The 15,628-nt window shown below is 65.2% G+C and carries 11 protein-coding genes; 4 read left to right on the top strand and 7 right to left on the bottom strand.

Annotation, left to right across the window (positions count from 1 at the left end; all coding sequences use genetic code 11):
- Nucleotides 1-104 precede the first annotated feature (104 nt).
- A complete protein-coding gene (locus tag ACLL97_RS12460) occupies nt 105-2,558 on the top strand; it encodes a PAS domain S-box protein (protein ID WP_411280794.1) in 2,454 nt (817 codons plus the stop codon).
- Between the two features lie 9 nt (nt 2,559-2,567).
- Here ACLL97_RS12460 and ACLL97_RS12465 read toward each other — a convergent pair whose 3' ends face one another.
- On the bottom strand, nt 2,568-3,881 hold the full coding sequence (locus ACLL97_RS12465; RefSeq protein WP_411280795.1) for a serine hydrolase domain-containing protein: 1,314 nt from the start codon (nt 3,879-3,881) through the stop codon (nt 2,568-2,570).
- Nucleotides 3,882-3,966: 85 nt separating this feature from the next.
- Between ACLL97_RS12465 and ACLL97_RS12470 the strand changes: the two genes are divergently transcribed.
- Nucleotides 3,967-5,508 carry a glycoside hydrolase family 10 protein gene (locus ACLL97_RS12470; RefSeq protein ID WP_411280796.1) on the top strand — a complete coding sequence of 514 codons (1,542 nt, stop codon included), beginning with the start codon at nt 3,967-3,969 and terminating at the stop codon, nt 5,506-5,508.
- A 20-nt stretch (nt 5,509-5,528) separates the two neighbouring features.
- Here ACLL97_RS12470 and ACLL97_RS12475 read toward each other — a convergent pair whose 3' ends face one another.
- A complete protein-coding gene (locus tag ACLL97_RS12475; RefSeq protein WP_411280797.1) occupies nt 5,529-6,842 on the bottom strand; it encodes an MFS transporter in 1,314 nt (437 codons plus the stop codon).
- Nucleotides 6,839-7,708 carry an ATPase gene (locus ACLL97_RS12480; protein ID WP_411280798.1) on the bottom strand — a complete coding sequence of 290 codons (870 nt, stop codon included), beginning with the start codon at nt 7,706-7,708 and terminating at the stop codon, nt 6,839-6,841. The genes ACLL97_RS12475 and ACLL97_RS12480 overlap by 4 nt, the downstream gene beginning before the upstream one ends.
- Nucleotides 7,709-7,756: 48 nt before the next feature.
- Between ACLL97_RS12480 and ACLL97_RS12485 the strand changes: the two genes are divergently transcribed.
- Nucleotides 7,757-8,185, top strand: coding sequence for an acyl-CoA thioesterase (locus ACLL97_RS12485; protein ID WP_411280799.1), 429 nt, complete (start codon nt 7,757-7,759; stop codon nt 8,183-8,185).
- 67 nt (nt 8,186-8,252) lie between these two features.
- Here ACLL97_RS12485 and ACLL97_RS12490 read toward each other — a convergent pair whose 3' ends face one another.
- Complete coding sequence (locus ACLL97_RS12490) at nt 8,253-9,644, bottom strand: serine hydrolase domain-containing protein (protein ID WP_411280800.1); 1,392 nt, start codon at nt 9,642-9,644, stop codon at nt 8,253-8,255.
- Nucleotides 9,645-9,746: 102 nt separating this feature from the next.
- On the opposite strand from ACLL97_RS12490, the gene ACLL97_RS12495 reads away from it, so the two are divergent.
- Complete coding sequence (locus ACLL97_RS12495; RefSeq protein ID WP_411280801.1) at nt 9,747-10,148, top strand: hypothetical protein; 402 nt, start codon at nt 9,747-9,749, stop codon at nt 10,146-10,148.
- 149 nt (nt 10,149-10,297) lie between these two features.
- Here ACLL97_RS12495 and ACLL97_RS12500 read toward each other — a convergent pair whose 3' ends face one another.
- The 3 genes from ACLL97_RS12500 to ACLL97_RS12510 form a co-directional block, all read right to left on the bottom strand.
- Nucleotides 10,298-12,286 (bottom strand): TonB-dependent receptor, encoded by a 1,989-nt coding sequence (locus ACLL97_RS12500; protein ID WP_411280802.1) that lies wholly within the window; start codon nt 12,284-12,286, stop codon nt 10,298-10,300.
- A 92-nt stretch (nt 12,287-12,378) separates the two neighbouring features.
- Nucleotides 12,379-12,963 carry a YdeI/OmpD-associated family protein gene (locus tag ACLL97_RS12505; RefSeq protein WP_411280803.1) on the bottom strand — a complete coding sequence of 195 codons (585 nt, stop codon included), beginning with the start codon at nt 12,961-12,963 and terminating at the stop codon, nt 12,379-12,381.
- Between the two features lie 6 nt (nt 12,964-12,969).
- On the bottom strand, nt 12,970-15,555 hold the full coding sequence (locus ACLL97_RS12510; protein ID WP_411280804.1) for a S9 family peptidase: 2,586 nt from the start codon (nt 15,553-15,555) through the stop codon (nt 12,970-12,972).
- Nucleotides 15,556-15,628 lie beyond the last annotated feature (73 nt).

Genomic DNA, 15,628 nt, shown 5'->3' on the forward strand with positions numbered 1-15,628 from the left:
TCGTCTGCGAGGGCCGCGCGCACTAGCCGGCGCTGGCAGATTTCTCGGTCGATGTGCTTTGGCGTGCACTGGCTGCCACGGGTCACAGGACGTACTCTCCACAGATGCAGTCTCCCGCTCCGAAGGCAATCGATTCCGACACCACTCCGATCGGTGAAGTCTTAGGGTCAACGGCAGAGCATTTGACCGCCGCGGCGGCGCTGCGCGAGTCGATGACCAGCTCGCGCGTCCGAGGGCGATGGTATGCGCTGGCCGTACTGGCGGCGGTGATCGGCGCGGCGCTGGTGTTGATCGCCTATCACAGGTTCGGCTTGGTGTTCCCCTTCCTGGCGGGCCTGACCATGGCGCTGCTGGCGCTGGGTGGCGTGGGACCACTGTTGGTGGCGGGGTGGGGTGCGGCCACGCTGACGTTGCTTGACGCCGAGTATGCGCAGGCCATCATGCTGGGCCCGGATGGGTACCGTCTGGCGGTGTATTTCATCTTGGTGTTGGTCGTGGCGTTCTACGGGGGGCGGCTGCGCAACGGCAAGCTGCGTGCGCTGGAGCGCGAATCGCGACTCGCCGGTGCGCTGGCGCGCGTGCGCGAGCTCCACGCGTCGACGCAGGGATTCCAGGTGCAGCAACGCGCTGAACGCGATCTCCTGGAGGGCATTCTCGCCACCAGTATCGCCGGCGTCATCGTGGTGGACATTGCCGGGGCCATTATTTTCGCGAATGCACGCGCGGAGGACGTGCTCGGTCTGCGGGTGAGCGAGGTGCAGGGGCGTCGCTTCGATGCCCCCGAATGGCACCACACCGATGTCGACGGCGGCCCATTCCCGGACGATCGCCAGCCGTTCGCGCAGGTGCGTCGCAGCGGCGAGCCGGTGTTCGACGTGCGTCACGGCATCGCATGGCCTGACGGGAGACGCAAAGTGCTGTCGATCAACGGCGCACCGCTGTTCGATGCCAAGGGAGCAATCGAAGCGATCGTGTTCAGCGTCACCGATATTACGGACGTGATCGTAGCGGAACGTGAGCTGAGGGCTCGCGATCAACGGCTCGAGCAGATCACATCGGTGATGCCGGGCATCGTCTACCAGTACGTTCGCACGGCCGCTGGCGAAGAATCGTTTCCGTACATCAGTCGACTCGCCGAGCGCGCGATCGGAGCGGACGTGGAGTCGATCATGCGATCGCCCCAATTAGCCTGGAGCCGCGTGCATCCCGACGACTGGCCTGGCGTGCTCGAATCCATCGCCCGCTCGCAGCGCGATCTTACACCGTGGGTGTATGATTTCCGCGTCATCGATCGACAGAAAGACGGGTGTTGGCGCTGGCTGAGCGGGCACGCACTTCCGCAGCGCATGGCAACCGGCGAAACGATCTGGAACGGCGTGTTCGTCGATGTGACCGACCGTCGTCGTTTGGAAGATGAGCTACGCCAGGTGCAGCGGATCGAGAGCGTCGGACAACTCGCCGGTGGGATCGCGCACGACTTCAACAACGTGCTTACCACGATCATCGGCGAAGCGAGTTTGCTGCAGTTCGATGCGGAACCGGGCGGCGACGTGGCCATCAGCGCGGGACAGATTCGCGCGGCCGCCGAATCCGGTGCGGCGCTCAGCCGGCAGTTGTTGGGCTTTGCGCGCCGTCATGTGATGGCTCCTCGTACCGTGGAGGTCACCGCGATCATCGAACGCGCCGTTCCCCTTATTCGTCGACTCCTGCGCGAGCGGATCACGCTTCAACTCGATGTCGCGGGCAACGTCGGCCGCGTGCGCTTGGATCCGGCACTGTTCGATCAGGTCCTGATGAATCTCGCGGTCAATGCGAGTGACGCCATGCCGGACGGCGGTGTGCTCTTGATTCGATGCGGAGTGCGCACGAGCCACGAGGCGACGATGGCCGTGCCCAATGCCCCGATCGGCGCCGTCGTCGTGTTCGAGATCAGCGATACCGGCGCGGGCATGACGGAAGAGACACGCCGTCGGGCGCTGGAGCCGTTCTTCACTACCAAGGACGCCGGCAAGGGCTCGGGCCTTGGCCTCGCTACCAGTTATGGAATCGTGACCCAGGCAGGCGGCACCATGTCGATCAGTTCGGTGGTGGGACAGGGCACCGTGGTGAAGATCGTGCTCCCCGTGGCCGAAGGCGCCGCCGATCCCGCGGTGATACCGGAAAAGCCGGCCGCCGACGGTCATGAAACACTGATGGTGGTCGACGATGATGAGCCGGTGCGACGCGTCACGGCGGCGACGCTGCGCCGACGCGGCTATCACGTGCTGGAGGCGCCGGGTGGCATTGAAGCGCTGCGCCTTGGCCGCGAATTGGGCCGGCCGGTGGATCTGCTGGTGACCGATGTGGTCATGCCCGGCATGACCGGTGTGTCGTTAGCGCGGGAGTATCTCGCGGAGTCGCTGACCACGCGCGTGTTGTACTTGTCCGGCTATCCGGAGGGCACGATAACGCGGCATGGCGTCGTACCCGATGGGGTGGAACTGCTCACCAAGCCGTTCGACATTCAGGAATTGTCACGGCGTGTGCGCCATCTGCTGGATCAGCCGGCTGGCGGCTGATCCGATGTGCTAGCGGTGCGCCCGCGCATCGATAAGCGCGCCGTACAACATGGACTGGAACCGTGCGACCACGTCGGTTCCGGTGGGTAACTGGTTGATCATGAACACGATGACGAGTCCTTCGGCTGGATCCACTTTGTAGTTCGAGCCGTAAGCACCACCCCATCCGAACGTGCCCACCGACGACGCCCCGGTGGCGCCGTAGCGCTCAGTGGTTTCGAAGCCGAGTCCGAAACCGGTGGTGGTGCCGTGCAGTGTGCCCACTTGGTTGCTGGTCATCAGCGCCACCGTATGCGGCGCGAGATACTGTTGGCCATTCCAACGTCCGCGGTGGGTGAGCATCTGCAGGAAGCGCGCGTAATCGCGGGCGGTGGACACGAGGCCTGCGCCGCCAGCGAAGCTGATGCGCGGACCATCGATGTAGTGCCCCTGGCCGCGTGCGCCATCAGGGGCTCGGCGCACGCGACTTGAGTCTTTGGCGTAGACCGTGACCAGTCGATTACGCTGGTCGACCGGTAGAAAGAAATGCGTGTCGCGCATGCCGAGCGGCTGCGTGATGCGGCTCCGTAGAAAGGCGTCGAGTGACATACCTGAGGCGCGTTCGACGATGCATCCGAGGATGTCGGTATTGTAGCCGTACACCCACGCCTCGCCCGGCTGCGCAACAAATGGCAGCGCACCGAGTGTGTCCATGGTGGTGCACACGGGCTCCGACTTGTCGGCGGTGTACCATCCCCAGCCGGCGGCGGGGCCGAGGCCCTGCGCGTCGTAGCGGGCGCGTACCGATGCATCTGTGCCGTAGGAGATACCGGCGGTGTGCGTGAGTAGATCGCGAATCGTGATGGCGCGTTTGGCTGGCACGATTGCCACCCCGCTGTCGGTCCGCGTGGCCACGGTCGTGCGTACGAACGACGGCAGGAAGCGGCTGGCCGGTGTGTCCAGCGTGAGCCGTCCCTCCTCGAGCAGCATGAGCACGGCGGTGCTCGTGAGCGCTTTACTCTGTGACGCGATTCGGAACACCGCGTCGGGCGTCATGCGTCGCTGCGTCTCGCGATCACTCCAGCCCACGGCGCGCTCATAGACCACCTGATCGTCGCGCAAAACCAGCGCCACGGCGCCGCCGATCTCTTCTTGCGCCACGGCGGCATCGAGCATCGAATCGATGCGCGCGAGTCGATCGATCGCGAATCCATGGCGCAGCGGCGTGCGGGCGCGCGCCACGGCCAAGTTCGGTGCGGACTGTGCACGCAGCGGAGTGCTGGCAAGGACCACACCGGCGAGCGCGATCGCACACCGGTGCAGAGAACACGGCGCAAGAGACATGACAAACCTTGTCAGGGGGGTCGGCGACGGTCGGAATCGCGTTGCCGATGCTTCCGGAATGCCGTCCATTGGGCGAAGCTACGCTATGCAATGGATCAAGGCTACTCCACGTTTTTTCACCGCGGCCTGGTCCGCGGTGCTGCTCGGCGCGTGCGCCACGACCGACGCGCCGACAGCGCCCGTGACCCCGCCCCCACCGCCGCCGGTCGCATTCACCGTGCCGGCAGTGGCGCGCGAATTCCGCGGGCTCTGGATTGCGACGGTTGCGAACATCGACTGGCCTTCTCGCAGCGGGCTCTCGGCTGCGCAACAGCAGTCCGAATTTTCCCTCATCCTCGATGCGGCGGATCAGGCCGGGCTGAATGCCATCGTGCTCCAGGTTCGCGCGGCTGGCGACGCGCTCTTCTCCTCGACCCTCGAGCCGTGGTCGCGTTCACTGACCGGCACCCAGGGCGTCGACCCCGGATATGATCCGCTGGCGTACGCGATCACGCAGGCGCGCCTGCGTGGCATCGAAGTGCACGCTTGGTTCAACCCCTTCCGGGCGGCGAATCTGAGCGATACGCTGCGCTTGGCGAGTACGCATTTCGCGGTGCGTCGCCCTGACCTCACGCGAAAGTACTGCACGCAGTTGTGGTTCGATCCCGGCGAGGCGGCGGTGCAGGATCAAGCGGTCGCCGTGATCACCGATGTGCTGCGGCGTTACGATGTCGACGCCGTTCATCTCGATGATTTTTTCTATCCCTATCCCGACTCGAGATGTGCGGGACTCGACTTTCCCGACAGCGCCACGTTCGCAACGTATCAGCGGAGTGGCGGATTGCTGGCTCGCGCCGACTGGCGTCGCGACAATGTGAACCGTTTCGTGGAGCGGTTGTATCGTGAGGCGCACGTGGTGTCCCCAACGGCGCGGGTGGGCATCAGCCCGTTCGGCATCTGGCGTCCGGGGAGTCCGGCGGGCATTGTGGGGCTCGACGCGTATGCATCGATCTACGCCGACTCGCGCACGTGGCTGCAGCGCGGGTGGGTGGACTACTTCGCGCCACAGCTCTACTGGTCGATCGCCTCAACCGGACAGAGCTTCGGCGCGCTGCTGTCGTGGTGGGGACAACAGAACACCATGCGTCGGCATCTGTGGCCCGGGCTGGCCGCTTATCGCGTGAGCGACGGCAGTTCGAGCGCCTATGCTGCGGCCGAGATTCCGGCGCAGGTGCAGCTCACGAGGGCGCAGAACGCGTCCGCGGGTGGCTCAACTGGCTCCGTGTTGTACAACACGACGGTGGTGCTGAACGATCGCGGCGGCCTGCGATCGGGGCTTGCTGCTGGTGTGTTTGCGGCGCGCGCCCTGCCGCCCGCCACCGCGTGGCTGGACGCCGTCGCCCCGCCGGCGCCCGCCGTGACCGTGACGTCGCTGGGCGCCGTACTGCGCGTGTCGATTACACCGGTCACGAGTGAGCCGCTGGCGTGGTATCTGATTCGCTGGCGCACCAATGGGACTTGGTCGCAGCGACTGCAGCGGGTAGCCGCGCTCACGGCTGACGTGCCGTCGACCGGTACCGACGGTGTCGTGATCAACGCAATCGATAAGGTGGGCAACGCGAGTACGGACGTGGTGTGGCGTCCGTAGTCGCTGATGGGGGCCGTGCCTTACTCGTCCATATGCGTGTTGTCGCGCGTTTCCGGCATGGTCGCATAGACGACCAGTGACGCCAGAATGCAGCCGGTGACGTACCAGTAAAACCAGCGCTCGTGCCCCATGTTCTTGAACCACAGGGCAAAGTATTCCGCCGTTCCCCCAAACACCGACACGGCCACCGCGTACGGGAAGCCAACGCCGAGGGCGCGGATACTGGTGGGGAACAGCTCCGCCTTCACGACGGCGTTGATGGCGGTGTACCCGCTCACCGCCACGAGCGCGATAATGAGCAGCGTGAGCGCCTGCGGAATCGTGCGGGCGCCTTCGAGCGCGGTGAGCAGCGGGATCGTACCGAGGGTGCCGAGTACGCCGAACGCGGTGAGCACCGGTCGACGACCAATGCGGTCGGAGAGCGCGCCGACCACCGGTTGCAGCATCATGTACACCAAGAGCGAGATGGCGTTGATGTAGGTCGCGTCGCTTTTGCTGAAGCCGGCGGTGTTTACCAGAAACTTCTGAGCATACGTCGTGAAGGTATAGAAGGCGACGGTACCGCCGGCGGTGAGACCGACCACGGTCAGCACGGCCCGCGGATGGGCCATGAGACCGCGCGCGGTTGCCGCCGCACTCTGCGGCGGTCGCGACGCGCGATCCTTTTCGAAGGCGGACGTCTCCTCGAGGCCGCGTCGCATGGCGACGGCAACGACGGCTAAGGCCGCGCCGACGATGAACGGAATGCGCCAGCCCCACGATTCGAGGTCGGCGGGGGTCAGCGTGCGCTGCAGCAGCAGCAGCATCGCCAGCGCCAACAACTGACCCATGATGAGCGTGACGTACTGAAAACTCGACCAGAAGCCGCGATGCGTCTTGCCTGCCATCTCGCTGAGGTAGGTGGCACTCGCACCGTATTCTCCGCCCACGCTGAGTCCCTGCAGCAGGCGCGCCAGCACCAGCATGGTGGGCGCGATCACGCCGATCCTGGCGTAGCTCGGCGTCACGGCAATCAACAACGATCCACCGCACATCAGCAGCACCGACAAGGTGAGCGCGGCGCGACGTCCGTGCTTGTCGGCATAGCGACCCATCAGCCAACCGCCGGCCGGCCTCATGAGAAAGCCGACCGCGAACACCGCCGCTGCATTCAACAGCTGCACGGTTTGATTCGCGGGCGGAAAGAAACTCTTCGCGAAGTACAGGGAGAAGGCGGAGTACACATACCAGTCGTACCACTCCACCAGGTTGCCGACCGATCCGCCCACGATGTTGCGCAGACGGCTGCCGGCTGACTTCGGGGCGCCCGGGACCGGCGCGACCGGCGCGCTCACGCGGTCACCTGAGCATCGATGGTGCGGGCCAGGAGATCGAGCAGGTCGGCCTCGGTGCGCACGTCGGGCACATCGTTCATCTCGATCACGTAGCCATAGCGTTTGGCGATCGCCTCATAAAGCGGGATGCGGTGGGCGAGCAGTTGCTCGAATCCCCAGACCGCGAAGTCGTCAGGATCGACCTGTGTGTCGTGCACGATCTCGCGAAGCGTCTTGTACTCGGCCCACTTCGCGTCGAGAAACGTCGGGTTGTAGTACATCGGCTTCGGGTGCGCACGGAAGCGATCCACCAGCATGCGCGTGTGTTCCGGCGTGCCGCGAATGTACACGAGCATCGTGTGATCGGCGAGACAGCGCAGCACAGGATCCTGCCCATCGTGCGGATCGACTACCTCGCACAGGCTGCCACCGGCGTCACAGACGAAATGCGAATAGCCATAAATATGCTTCGCGCGCTCGATGAACTCGGGCACGTCGAGCAGCGCCCGGATTTCGGCCACGCGATGTTGGGCCTGACGCCGCCGGTACTCGCCGAACGACAGGCCGCCGCGGACTGAATCGCCCGGTGTACCAAGATAGGTGGATAGCGGACTCAGATTCTCGAACGAGATATTGGAGCGGATGTAGATCGAGTCCGAGCGCAGCAACTGGCGCAGGAAGGGATTGCGCATCGCTTCCCGCTTGAAGTTGTCGACGATGTGTTCGTCCATGTATCGCGTGCCAATGCGGTAGTCGACGGAGTACTGGAACCAGTCGCGCTTCTGCAGCAGCCCGGCGAGGGACGTCTTGCCGACGCCGGACATGCCGAAAAAGGTCACGGCATGGGCGTGTTGGTCGCGGAGGGCTCGTCCCGATGAGAATCGCATCGTGCTAACTTCCGCTCCTACTCCAAGGACCTCAACCCCTCTCCCTACATGTCGTTCGCCAAACATGGCCTGCAGGTCTTCGATATTCCGATCACGGTGCTGCCGGCGGACATCGACGACAATGACCACGTGAACAACGTGGTGTATCTGCGCTGGATCTTCGATGTCGCGCTGGCCCACTGGAACGCCAGCGCCTCCGACGGGATGAAGGAGGTGTACGGCTGGGTCGCCACGCGCCATGAAATCGACTACCGAAGGGAGGCGGTGTTCGGCGACGCGATCGTGGCGCGCACTTGGATCGGTGCGGTCGATTCGCGCCGCTTCGAACGGCACACCGAAATCGTGCGGACCGCCGACGATCACGTGCTGGCCCGGGGACGGTCGCTGTGGACACTGATTGCGCGTGACACGGGACGCATTGCCCGCATCCCGCCGGACATGGTCTCGCTCTTTTCGGCCTACATGCACCCGGCGTAAGCCGCGGCGTGTTGGCCGACCCGCGCAAGCCGCGCCGCGCGCTACTGCCGCGCGCTACTGCCGCGCGCTACTGCCGGGCGAAGGCTCGCGAGCCGGAGTAGAGGTATGAGGCTCGGCCGTTCTCCGACCGCACGTAGAGGTGCCGCGGGGATCCCTGCGGTGGCGTGACCACCAGCTCCCGCGCGCCCACGAGCTTCGCCGGCATCACGGCGACGCCCTGCTTTACCTTCAGCAGGCCGTCCTGCTCGAGCACTTCGAGCACGTTCCGACCCTGCGCATAGCGTCCCACCAGCGCGGCGCGTTCGGCAGCATTCGCCTCCCTCGGCGCGGGTGGCGCGACGTTTTGCGTGACGTATCCGGTCGCCATTTGCAGCGCCGCCGACTCAATCGCGTCGATCCCAGAGCCTGGGCCGTTCACGAGCACGATCACCGCCGCCTTTCGGTCAGGGAGCATCGTGATCCGCGCGTTGTAGCCGTTGATCGCCCCCCCGTGCGTCCACACACGATCCTTGCCGGAACGACCAACGACCACTCCGTAGCCGTACATCGCCGAGTCGAGACCTGAGCCTCCCGGATGCGCGACATAGCCGGTCGTGACCCGCCGAACGGCACCGGGCGAGAAGGCTTGCGCGCCGTCGATCATGCCGCCGTTCATTAGCGCGATCGTGAATCGCGCCAGCTCCGGGGCGGAGGCGAAGAGAAAGCCGGCGGCCCACTGCGCGGTGTTCTCCGTCATCGGTCGCACAATCTGCATGCCACCCGCGCCGGGCTGGTGGCCCAGCGCGATCGGATAGGTGAGCGCTTCAAGCGGCTTGAATGTGCTGAGGCGCATACCGGCTGGTCGCATCACGAGTGATTCCACCAGCGCCGCGAAGCGTTGTTTGCCAGCCACTTCGCCCACGTAGCCAGCCATCGAGATGCCAGGGTTCGAGTATGAAAACGTGCGTCCCGGCTCCGTGTAGAACATGGTATCGCTGACCTCGCGCATCACTTCGCCGAGTGCGCCCTCACCCATACGGCCGTAGGCCACGGCGTTGTCGAGCCATCCGGCGCTGTGCGTCATGAGCTGCTGGGTGGTCACGGCGCCAACCCGCTTCCCCTTGAGCGATGGGACGATCTCGCCGATCGGCTGCGCCATATCGATGCGCTTCTGCTCGGCGAGCTCCGCCAACATCGTGCCGGCGAACATCTTGGTCACCGACCCGACGCGCAGCAGCATATCCGCCGTCATGCGCTGTTGGGTCTCGACGTTCGCCACGCCATAGCCCTGCGCATAGGCGAGCTTGCCGTCGACCACCACGGCCACGGTCGCTCCAGGCGCGTTGGAACTCACGACGGCGGCACGGGCCGCGCTATCGAGGCGCGCCGCCCAGGCGGGCGCTGTTTGTGCGCGGCCGGAGCGGGCGGCGGTCGCCAGGAGGACCGTGGCGACGAGGGCGAGGGAACGGGAAGTCAGCATAGTCAGAAGCTGCTGCGCGGACGGCAGCTGACAAGGTGCAGGGCGTGGAATGCCGAACTGACATGCGGAACCGAAATGGCGAGACGGCGATATGATACAGCCATGACGCGACCCTTTTCGACTCTTTCCGTGGCCGGTGCCGTTCCCTTCGCCCTCATGGCGCTCTTCACCCTTGGAGCCTGCTCGAGCTCGTCGACCGATCCGATCGTGTGCGATGCGTCCGCTCGCGCCGGCATCACGGTGACGATCAAAGACGCCGAGACCATGGCGCCGCTGGCCGCCAATGCGCGCGGTGTGGTGCGGGACGGCGCGTATGTGGACTCGTTGACGCTCACGGGTCCCGATTCGCGCGCGGCGGCGTACGAGCGTGCGGGCACGTACAGCGTGGAAGTGCGGCTCACCGGCTACCAGAACTTCAATACGTCGGGTGTGCGCGTGACGGTTGGGACCTGCCATGTGAACGCGCAGGTGGTGTCGGCGGTGCTCTTGAAAGTTCGTAGTTAGCGCCGCTGCTCCGGATGGGTGATGTGCTTGCGGATGCACAGGCGGCGACGCGGCAGTGAGCCTGCGCGCCCACCCCGCATGTTCGTCACCGATCCAAGCGCCGTATCACCGAACGCAGCGAATCCGCACCACGATCCACGTCGGGCTCCTTACAAATCAGCCGAGACGCGCAACACGAAGGCGCGTCCCGCCGCGTCCGCGAAGTGCTTGTAGCGCGACATGAAGTCCCGGTAGCGCGTGTCGAACAGATTCCGCACGCTCAGGTCGACATGGACGAGACCACGCGGTGTGAGACGGCTCAAGCCGGCCGACGCCGACACCACGTGCCATGCCGCCGGTGCGAAGTCGTCGCGAAACGTGCGCAGCTGTTTGGCATTCCACTCGCTCGAGAGCGAAGCATGTCGGCCCGGTGCTCGCTCGTCCCAGCGCATGGTGAGCACGGCGCGTGGCGGCGGCACGAAGGGCAGGGCGGTGTCGTCGCTGGTGTTCGTGGCGTGGACCATGTCGGCGGTGGTCTGCAGCGACAGCGTGCGTGTGAGCGATACCGTGGCTCCCAATTCCGCGCCGACCAGTCGGGCGTTGCCCTGTTCGATCTGCAACGAATCGAGCGCGCGACCGGGCATGCCGACGGGTGTGAGGTAGATGTAATCGCGAATGCGATTCACGTAGCCGGTAAGTTCACCGGTTACGCGTGCGGTCCGTAGTCGGAGAGCGGCGTCGACGTTCACGCTCGACTCTACGCGCAAATCGGCGCGACCGATTTCGAAGGCACGCGTTCCTTCATGAAAGCCGTTGGCGAACAAGTCGGACGCGCTCGGCGAGCGGAATCCGCGCGCCACGTTCACGGCCACGGATAACGGCGCGGTGGGTCGATACACCGCGCCGAGCGTGCCCGTAGTGGCGGTGAACGCACGCGCGGTTGACTGGAGGCCGAGCACGCGGTTGCCAGGCGTGGATAGGGTGCGCCAATCATGGCGCGCACCAGCCGACAGGGCGAAGTCGCCGACGGTGCGCTGCTCGAGCGCGTACACGCCCAACGAGCGCGCGCTGTTGTCGGGGATCAGCGTTTCGTTACCGAAGGTGGTGAAGCGCGTGTGTTGTGCGGCGAGGCCAAACACACCGGTAGCACCGAAAATCGGCCTGTGGTGCCAGTGCGCGAACCCCGAGGCAGTGCGCGACAGTAGGCCGAGGGCAACATCCTGCGTGCGCTCATCGCCGAATTCCGCTCGCCGGTTTTGCTCGATACCGGCCTGTAACTGCACGCGCTGTCCGCCGCGACGCACGTTGGCGTCTATCGTGCCGCGCAGCGTGCGGATTTGCTGGCGGCCGGTGTAGTTGGGTGAGGTGATCGGATTATCGGCCACCTGAATGCGCTCATCGCGCAGCGAGCCGGTGCCGGTGACATCGACGCGCGCACCCTGCCAGCCCAGTGCGCCTTCGGTGTAGCCGGTGATGTTGCCGGTGTTTGACACGATGCCGCCCGGCGTGCGCAGGTCGAGGGCGCGACGACCGGTGCCGCTGAGTCGCCAGCCGAGCGAGCCGGCACCTACCTGGCTCGCGCCCTCACCCACCAGCGTGAGCGACGGCGAATGCGCGGCGCTGTTCCAGGCGGTGGCGAGGCGGCCGCGCGCCACGCGCTCACCGTGTTGGGCGATCGGAAGCGGGCGGCGCACCACGTTCACGACGCCGCCCAGCGCGTCGGAGCCGTATAACACGCTGGCCGGTCCTTTCACGACCTCGAGGCGTTCGGCGTCGGCTGATTCGACGTTGGGGGAATGGTCGTGTCCCCATTGCTGAGTTTCCGTGCGCTGGCCGTTGGCGAGCGTGACCACGCGATTGTTGGTGAGCCCGCGGATCACGGGTTTGCCGATGCCCGTGGTCATGGAGAGCGACCGAATGCCGGGAATCTGCTGGAGCGTTTCGCCGAGCGAGGCGGAATTCGCGCGTCGGAGATCGGCACCGCTCAACAGGGCCGTGGGCTGGGCGATACGGCGGGCCTCGGTGGCGACGGCCGTCGCGGTAACCTGCAGGGTGGGGAGCGCGCGGGCGGTGGTATCGCGCTTCGCGCTGTCGGCGGGGGCGCGCTGCGCGACCAGCGCCGATGCTGAAAGGGCCGTCGTCGAGAGGGCGGAGGTCACGAGTACACGAATATTTAGATATTGCCTTGGCATAACAAAAAATTAGGCAAGACTAAACAATTGCGCAAGCGGGGCTTCTCAAGAGCCTGACGTTAGCGCGTGTACTGCGGTAGCCGCTCCTGATTTCCCGAGCAGGCGATCAGCTGCGACAGGCGTCGAGCGCGTGTGGCAGGCTGCTTGGCGCTGATCACCCACCACGTGGCCGTCTTTCGATATGAGGGCGGTTGTCGTTCGAAAAACGCGAGCGCGTGTGGCGTGGCGGCGAACTGTGCGCGGTCTTGGCTCGAAAACGTGACCTCGGCCTGCTCGAACGCGTACACCTTCGATTTGGCATCCGTACGGGCCTCGTAGGCCGCCTGTCCAGCGGCGTGCATCCGGCCGTCGGCGAGCAGCGACTCTACGTGCTTCAGGTTCACGGCGCTCCAGATACTGCCCGTTTTGCGCGGTGTGAAGCGAATGGAATAGCGCGCCTCGTCCACGCGACGACGCACGCCGTCTATCCAGCCAAAGCAGAGCGCTTCCCGCACCGATTCCGTCCACGTCATCGAGGGCGAGTCGGTGCCCACCTTATGAAAACCCACCACGAGCTCGCGATGCGAGTCGTGGTGGGTTTCGAGCCAGCGCCGGAAGTCGTCGGCGCTGGCGAAGTAGGGCGGAGTCGGTGGCGGCGTCACCACCGAAACTTACGGAACGAGCGCCGCTTTGGCCTGCGTTGGCTTCGGATTCTTCACATAGGTGTCCATCCACGCCACCCAACGCGCCCACAGGTCGAGGTCGCTGGCGTATGTGGCCACACTGTGATCTTCGTACGGATACATGTACAACGCGGCCTGCTTGCCGAGCCCCTGCAGTGCCATGAACATCCGACGAGAGCTGATCGGATCGGTGCCCTGATTCTGATCTTCGATCGCGTGATACATGAGGAGCGCGCCGGAGATCTTGTCGGCCCGCAGGAACGGCGACATATCGAGGTAAGTGTCCTGTGCCTGATAGAAATTACGACGCTCGCCCTGGAAGCCGAAGGGCGTGAGCGTGCGGTTGTACATGCCGTCGCCGGCGATACCCGCTTTGAAGTTTGGCATGAGCGTGAGGGCGTTGACCGTGCTGAACGCGCCGTAGCTGTGACCGCCGATGCCCATCTTGTCGCGATCCACGAAGCCGGCTTCGACGACCGCGTCGAGCACGGCATCGAGGTTTTCCTTCAAGTCGCGCGTGTAGTTGTCGTTCATCTTGCCCACGTCACCGAAGATCGGGATATCGGGTTCGATGAACGCGTAGCCCTGACTGACCCACAGTTTGGTGGCGGTGGCCGGACGGGCTGACGGGACTTCAGGGAACTTGTTGATGTTGGTGCTATAGCGTGACCGCTCGTAATCTTGCTCGCTGCTGAACTCGCGCGGATAGAACCAGATCACCCCGGGAAGCTTCGTGCCCGGCTTCCAGTCGCGCGGCACCGTGACTTCGACCCAGAACTTCGTGCCGTCGCGCGGGCGTGTGACTTCGAGTCGCTTGAACGGCGCGCCGGTAACTTCGGGGGCCACGTCGAGATTTTTGGTGAGTTTCTTGGCATCGTTGCTGCCGGCGGTGCGCAGCCAAGCGTCGGCGATGGTCGTGTTCGACTCGCGCGTCACGATGAATTGCGACAGGTCGTCGTCGAGCGGCGCGACGAACTCTTCGTACATGTTCGCTGGGCTATCCATGACGCGCGTGCGGGTCTTCGATTCGATATCGAGCTTGTCGACCCAAGGACGCGGCGCCTGCGTGGACCACTTGGCCCCATACGCGCGGGTCCCGGAGATCGCGATCGACTTGCCGTCGTTGGCCAGCAGCACGTAGCGGCGTCCGCCGGCACCGGTGCGGAGCAGCACCGTGCCCTGCGTGGAGTCCACGGCACTGCGGCCGGCTCCGCCACCACCACCGACGCGCGCAATCGCAGCCGGTAAAGACACCGTACGACCGAGGTTGTAGCGCTTAGACGTGTCCTTGACGCGTATCGCGATCGTCGACCCGCTGTCGGTGACGAACATAGTGCTGCTGTCGCTGCTGTACAGCACCGTCGACAGCTGTGTGCTACCGCGGTGCACTACCGTGGTGTCGTTCACGCCGAAGGGCGCGCGCCACTGCACGACTTTACCCGTCTGCACATACAGCAGTCCCGTGCCGATGGGGTTCCACTGGATGTTGCGCTTGGCACTGTCCGCGCCAGGTCCGCGACGTGCTGCACCGGCGGCGGCCGGGGTGGCGGTGGGATCACCGTTGTCGGCCGGTGCCCCTTCGCGCAGCGCCGTCGTGGCGAGCGTCGTGATCACACGGCCGCTCGCATCCCACAACTCGTCAACCGAACCGAAGCTCGACGCGGGCACGAGATACGAGTACGGCTCCGTCATGCGCGTCACGCGCACGAGGGCACCGTCGGGGGCCACATCGATCTCGCGAATCGTGGCCGGTGCGCCAATCGTACGCACGGCTTTGCTGTTCACATCGATGAGCGCCAGCTGCCCCTTGGTGTAGAATGTCAGCAGTGCTTTGTCATGCGGATCTTGCAGCAGGCTGAAATGTACCGGCTGCGGAACCGCGCGCGCGTCGGTGAGCCGCACCTGCGGTCCGTCTTCGATGCCGCCTGCGCCGTGCTCCGGAACCGAGCCGCGATTCTCTGGCACCAGCACGGCCACGATAAAGCGGCCGTCGGCCGTGAACTCGATGGTGGTCACCAGCGTGGCCAGCAGTGCGCGACGCGACAGCGGCACTGACTTGCCGTTCGCGACATCGGCCAGGTACGCGTACGAACCGGTTGGGAAGTTGGCGATGTACGCCACCTGTGTTCCGCGCGGCGACCACACCGGCGACGACATCGACGCTCCGGCGGGCACGCTGATGGCGTGTGCGGTACCGGTCTTCGGGTCCACGAGTGTGAGGCCGGTGCGATTGCTGGTGGTCAGCGACCGCGCGCGATTGGCCCGCGTGTCGACCTGGACGCCACCAAGCCAGATGTGCGGCGCGCCGTAGGCCTTGATGTCGCCGCGGTCACTGCCGGAGGCGCGCAGGAACCAGCGACGATCAGGGCTCGCATTCGTGAACGAGATATCGACGCGGGGGGTCGTGATCATCCGCACGAGATTGTCGGGGGGCTTCACGAACGATTCGGTGCGCAGGATCTGCTGCGCATCCCAACCGGCGTTGGAATTCTGCGCCTGTACAATCGCCGGCGCCGATACGACCAGGACGGTTGCCAGATGAAACGCAACCCGGCGGGGGGACATCACAAACATGCTCGACTCCGGAGGTGGGAGAGACTCTCGCAAAGTTTACGCGCCCCCACGGTCGCGCGTTCAGCATTTCACC

Source organism: Gemmatimonas sp. (assembly GCF_046594945.1).
Classification (GTDB): Bacteria; Gemmatimonadota; Gemmatimonadetes; order Gemmatimonadales; family Gemmatimonadaceae; genus Gemmatimonas.

Coding starts and splice junctions, on each gene's coding strand:
- ACLL97_RS12460 (WP_411280794.1), top strand. CDS start 105: ATGCAGTCTCCCGCTCCGAAGGCAATCGATTCCGACACCACTCCGATC.
- ACLL97_RS12465 (WP_411280795.1), bottom strand. CDS start 3,881: ATGTCTCTTGCGCCGTGTTCTCTGCACCGGTGTGCGATCGCGCTCGCC.
- ACLL97_RS12470 (WP_411280796.1), top strand. CDS start 3,967: ATGCAATGGATCAAGGCTACTCCACGTTTTTTCACCGCGGCCTGGTCC.
- ACLL97_RS12480 (WP_411280798.1), bottom strand. CDS start 7,708: ATGCGATTCTCATCGGGACGAGCCCTCCGCGACCAACACGCCCATGCC.
- ACLL97_RS12485 (WP_411280799.1), top strand. CDS start 7,757: ATGTCGTTCGCCAAACATGGCCTGCAGGTCTTCGATATTCCGATCACG.
- ACLL97_RS12490 (WP_411280800.1), bottom strand. CDS start 9,644: ATGCTGACTTCCCGTTCCCTCGCCCTCGTCGCCACGGTCCTCCTGGCG.
- ACLL97_RS12495 (WP_411280801.1), top strand. CDS start 9,747: ATGACGCGACCCTTTTCGACTCTTTCCGTGGCCGGTGCCGTTCCCTTC.
- ACLL97_RS12510 (WP_411280804.1), bottom strand. CDS start 15,555: ATGTTTGTGATGTCCCCCCGCCGGGTTGCGTTTCATCTGGCAACCGTC.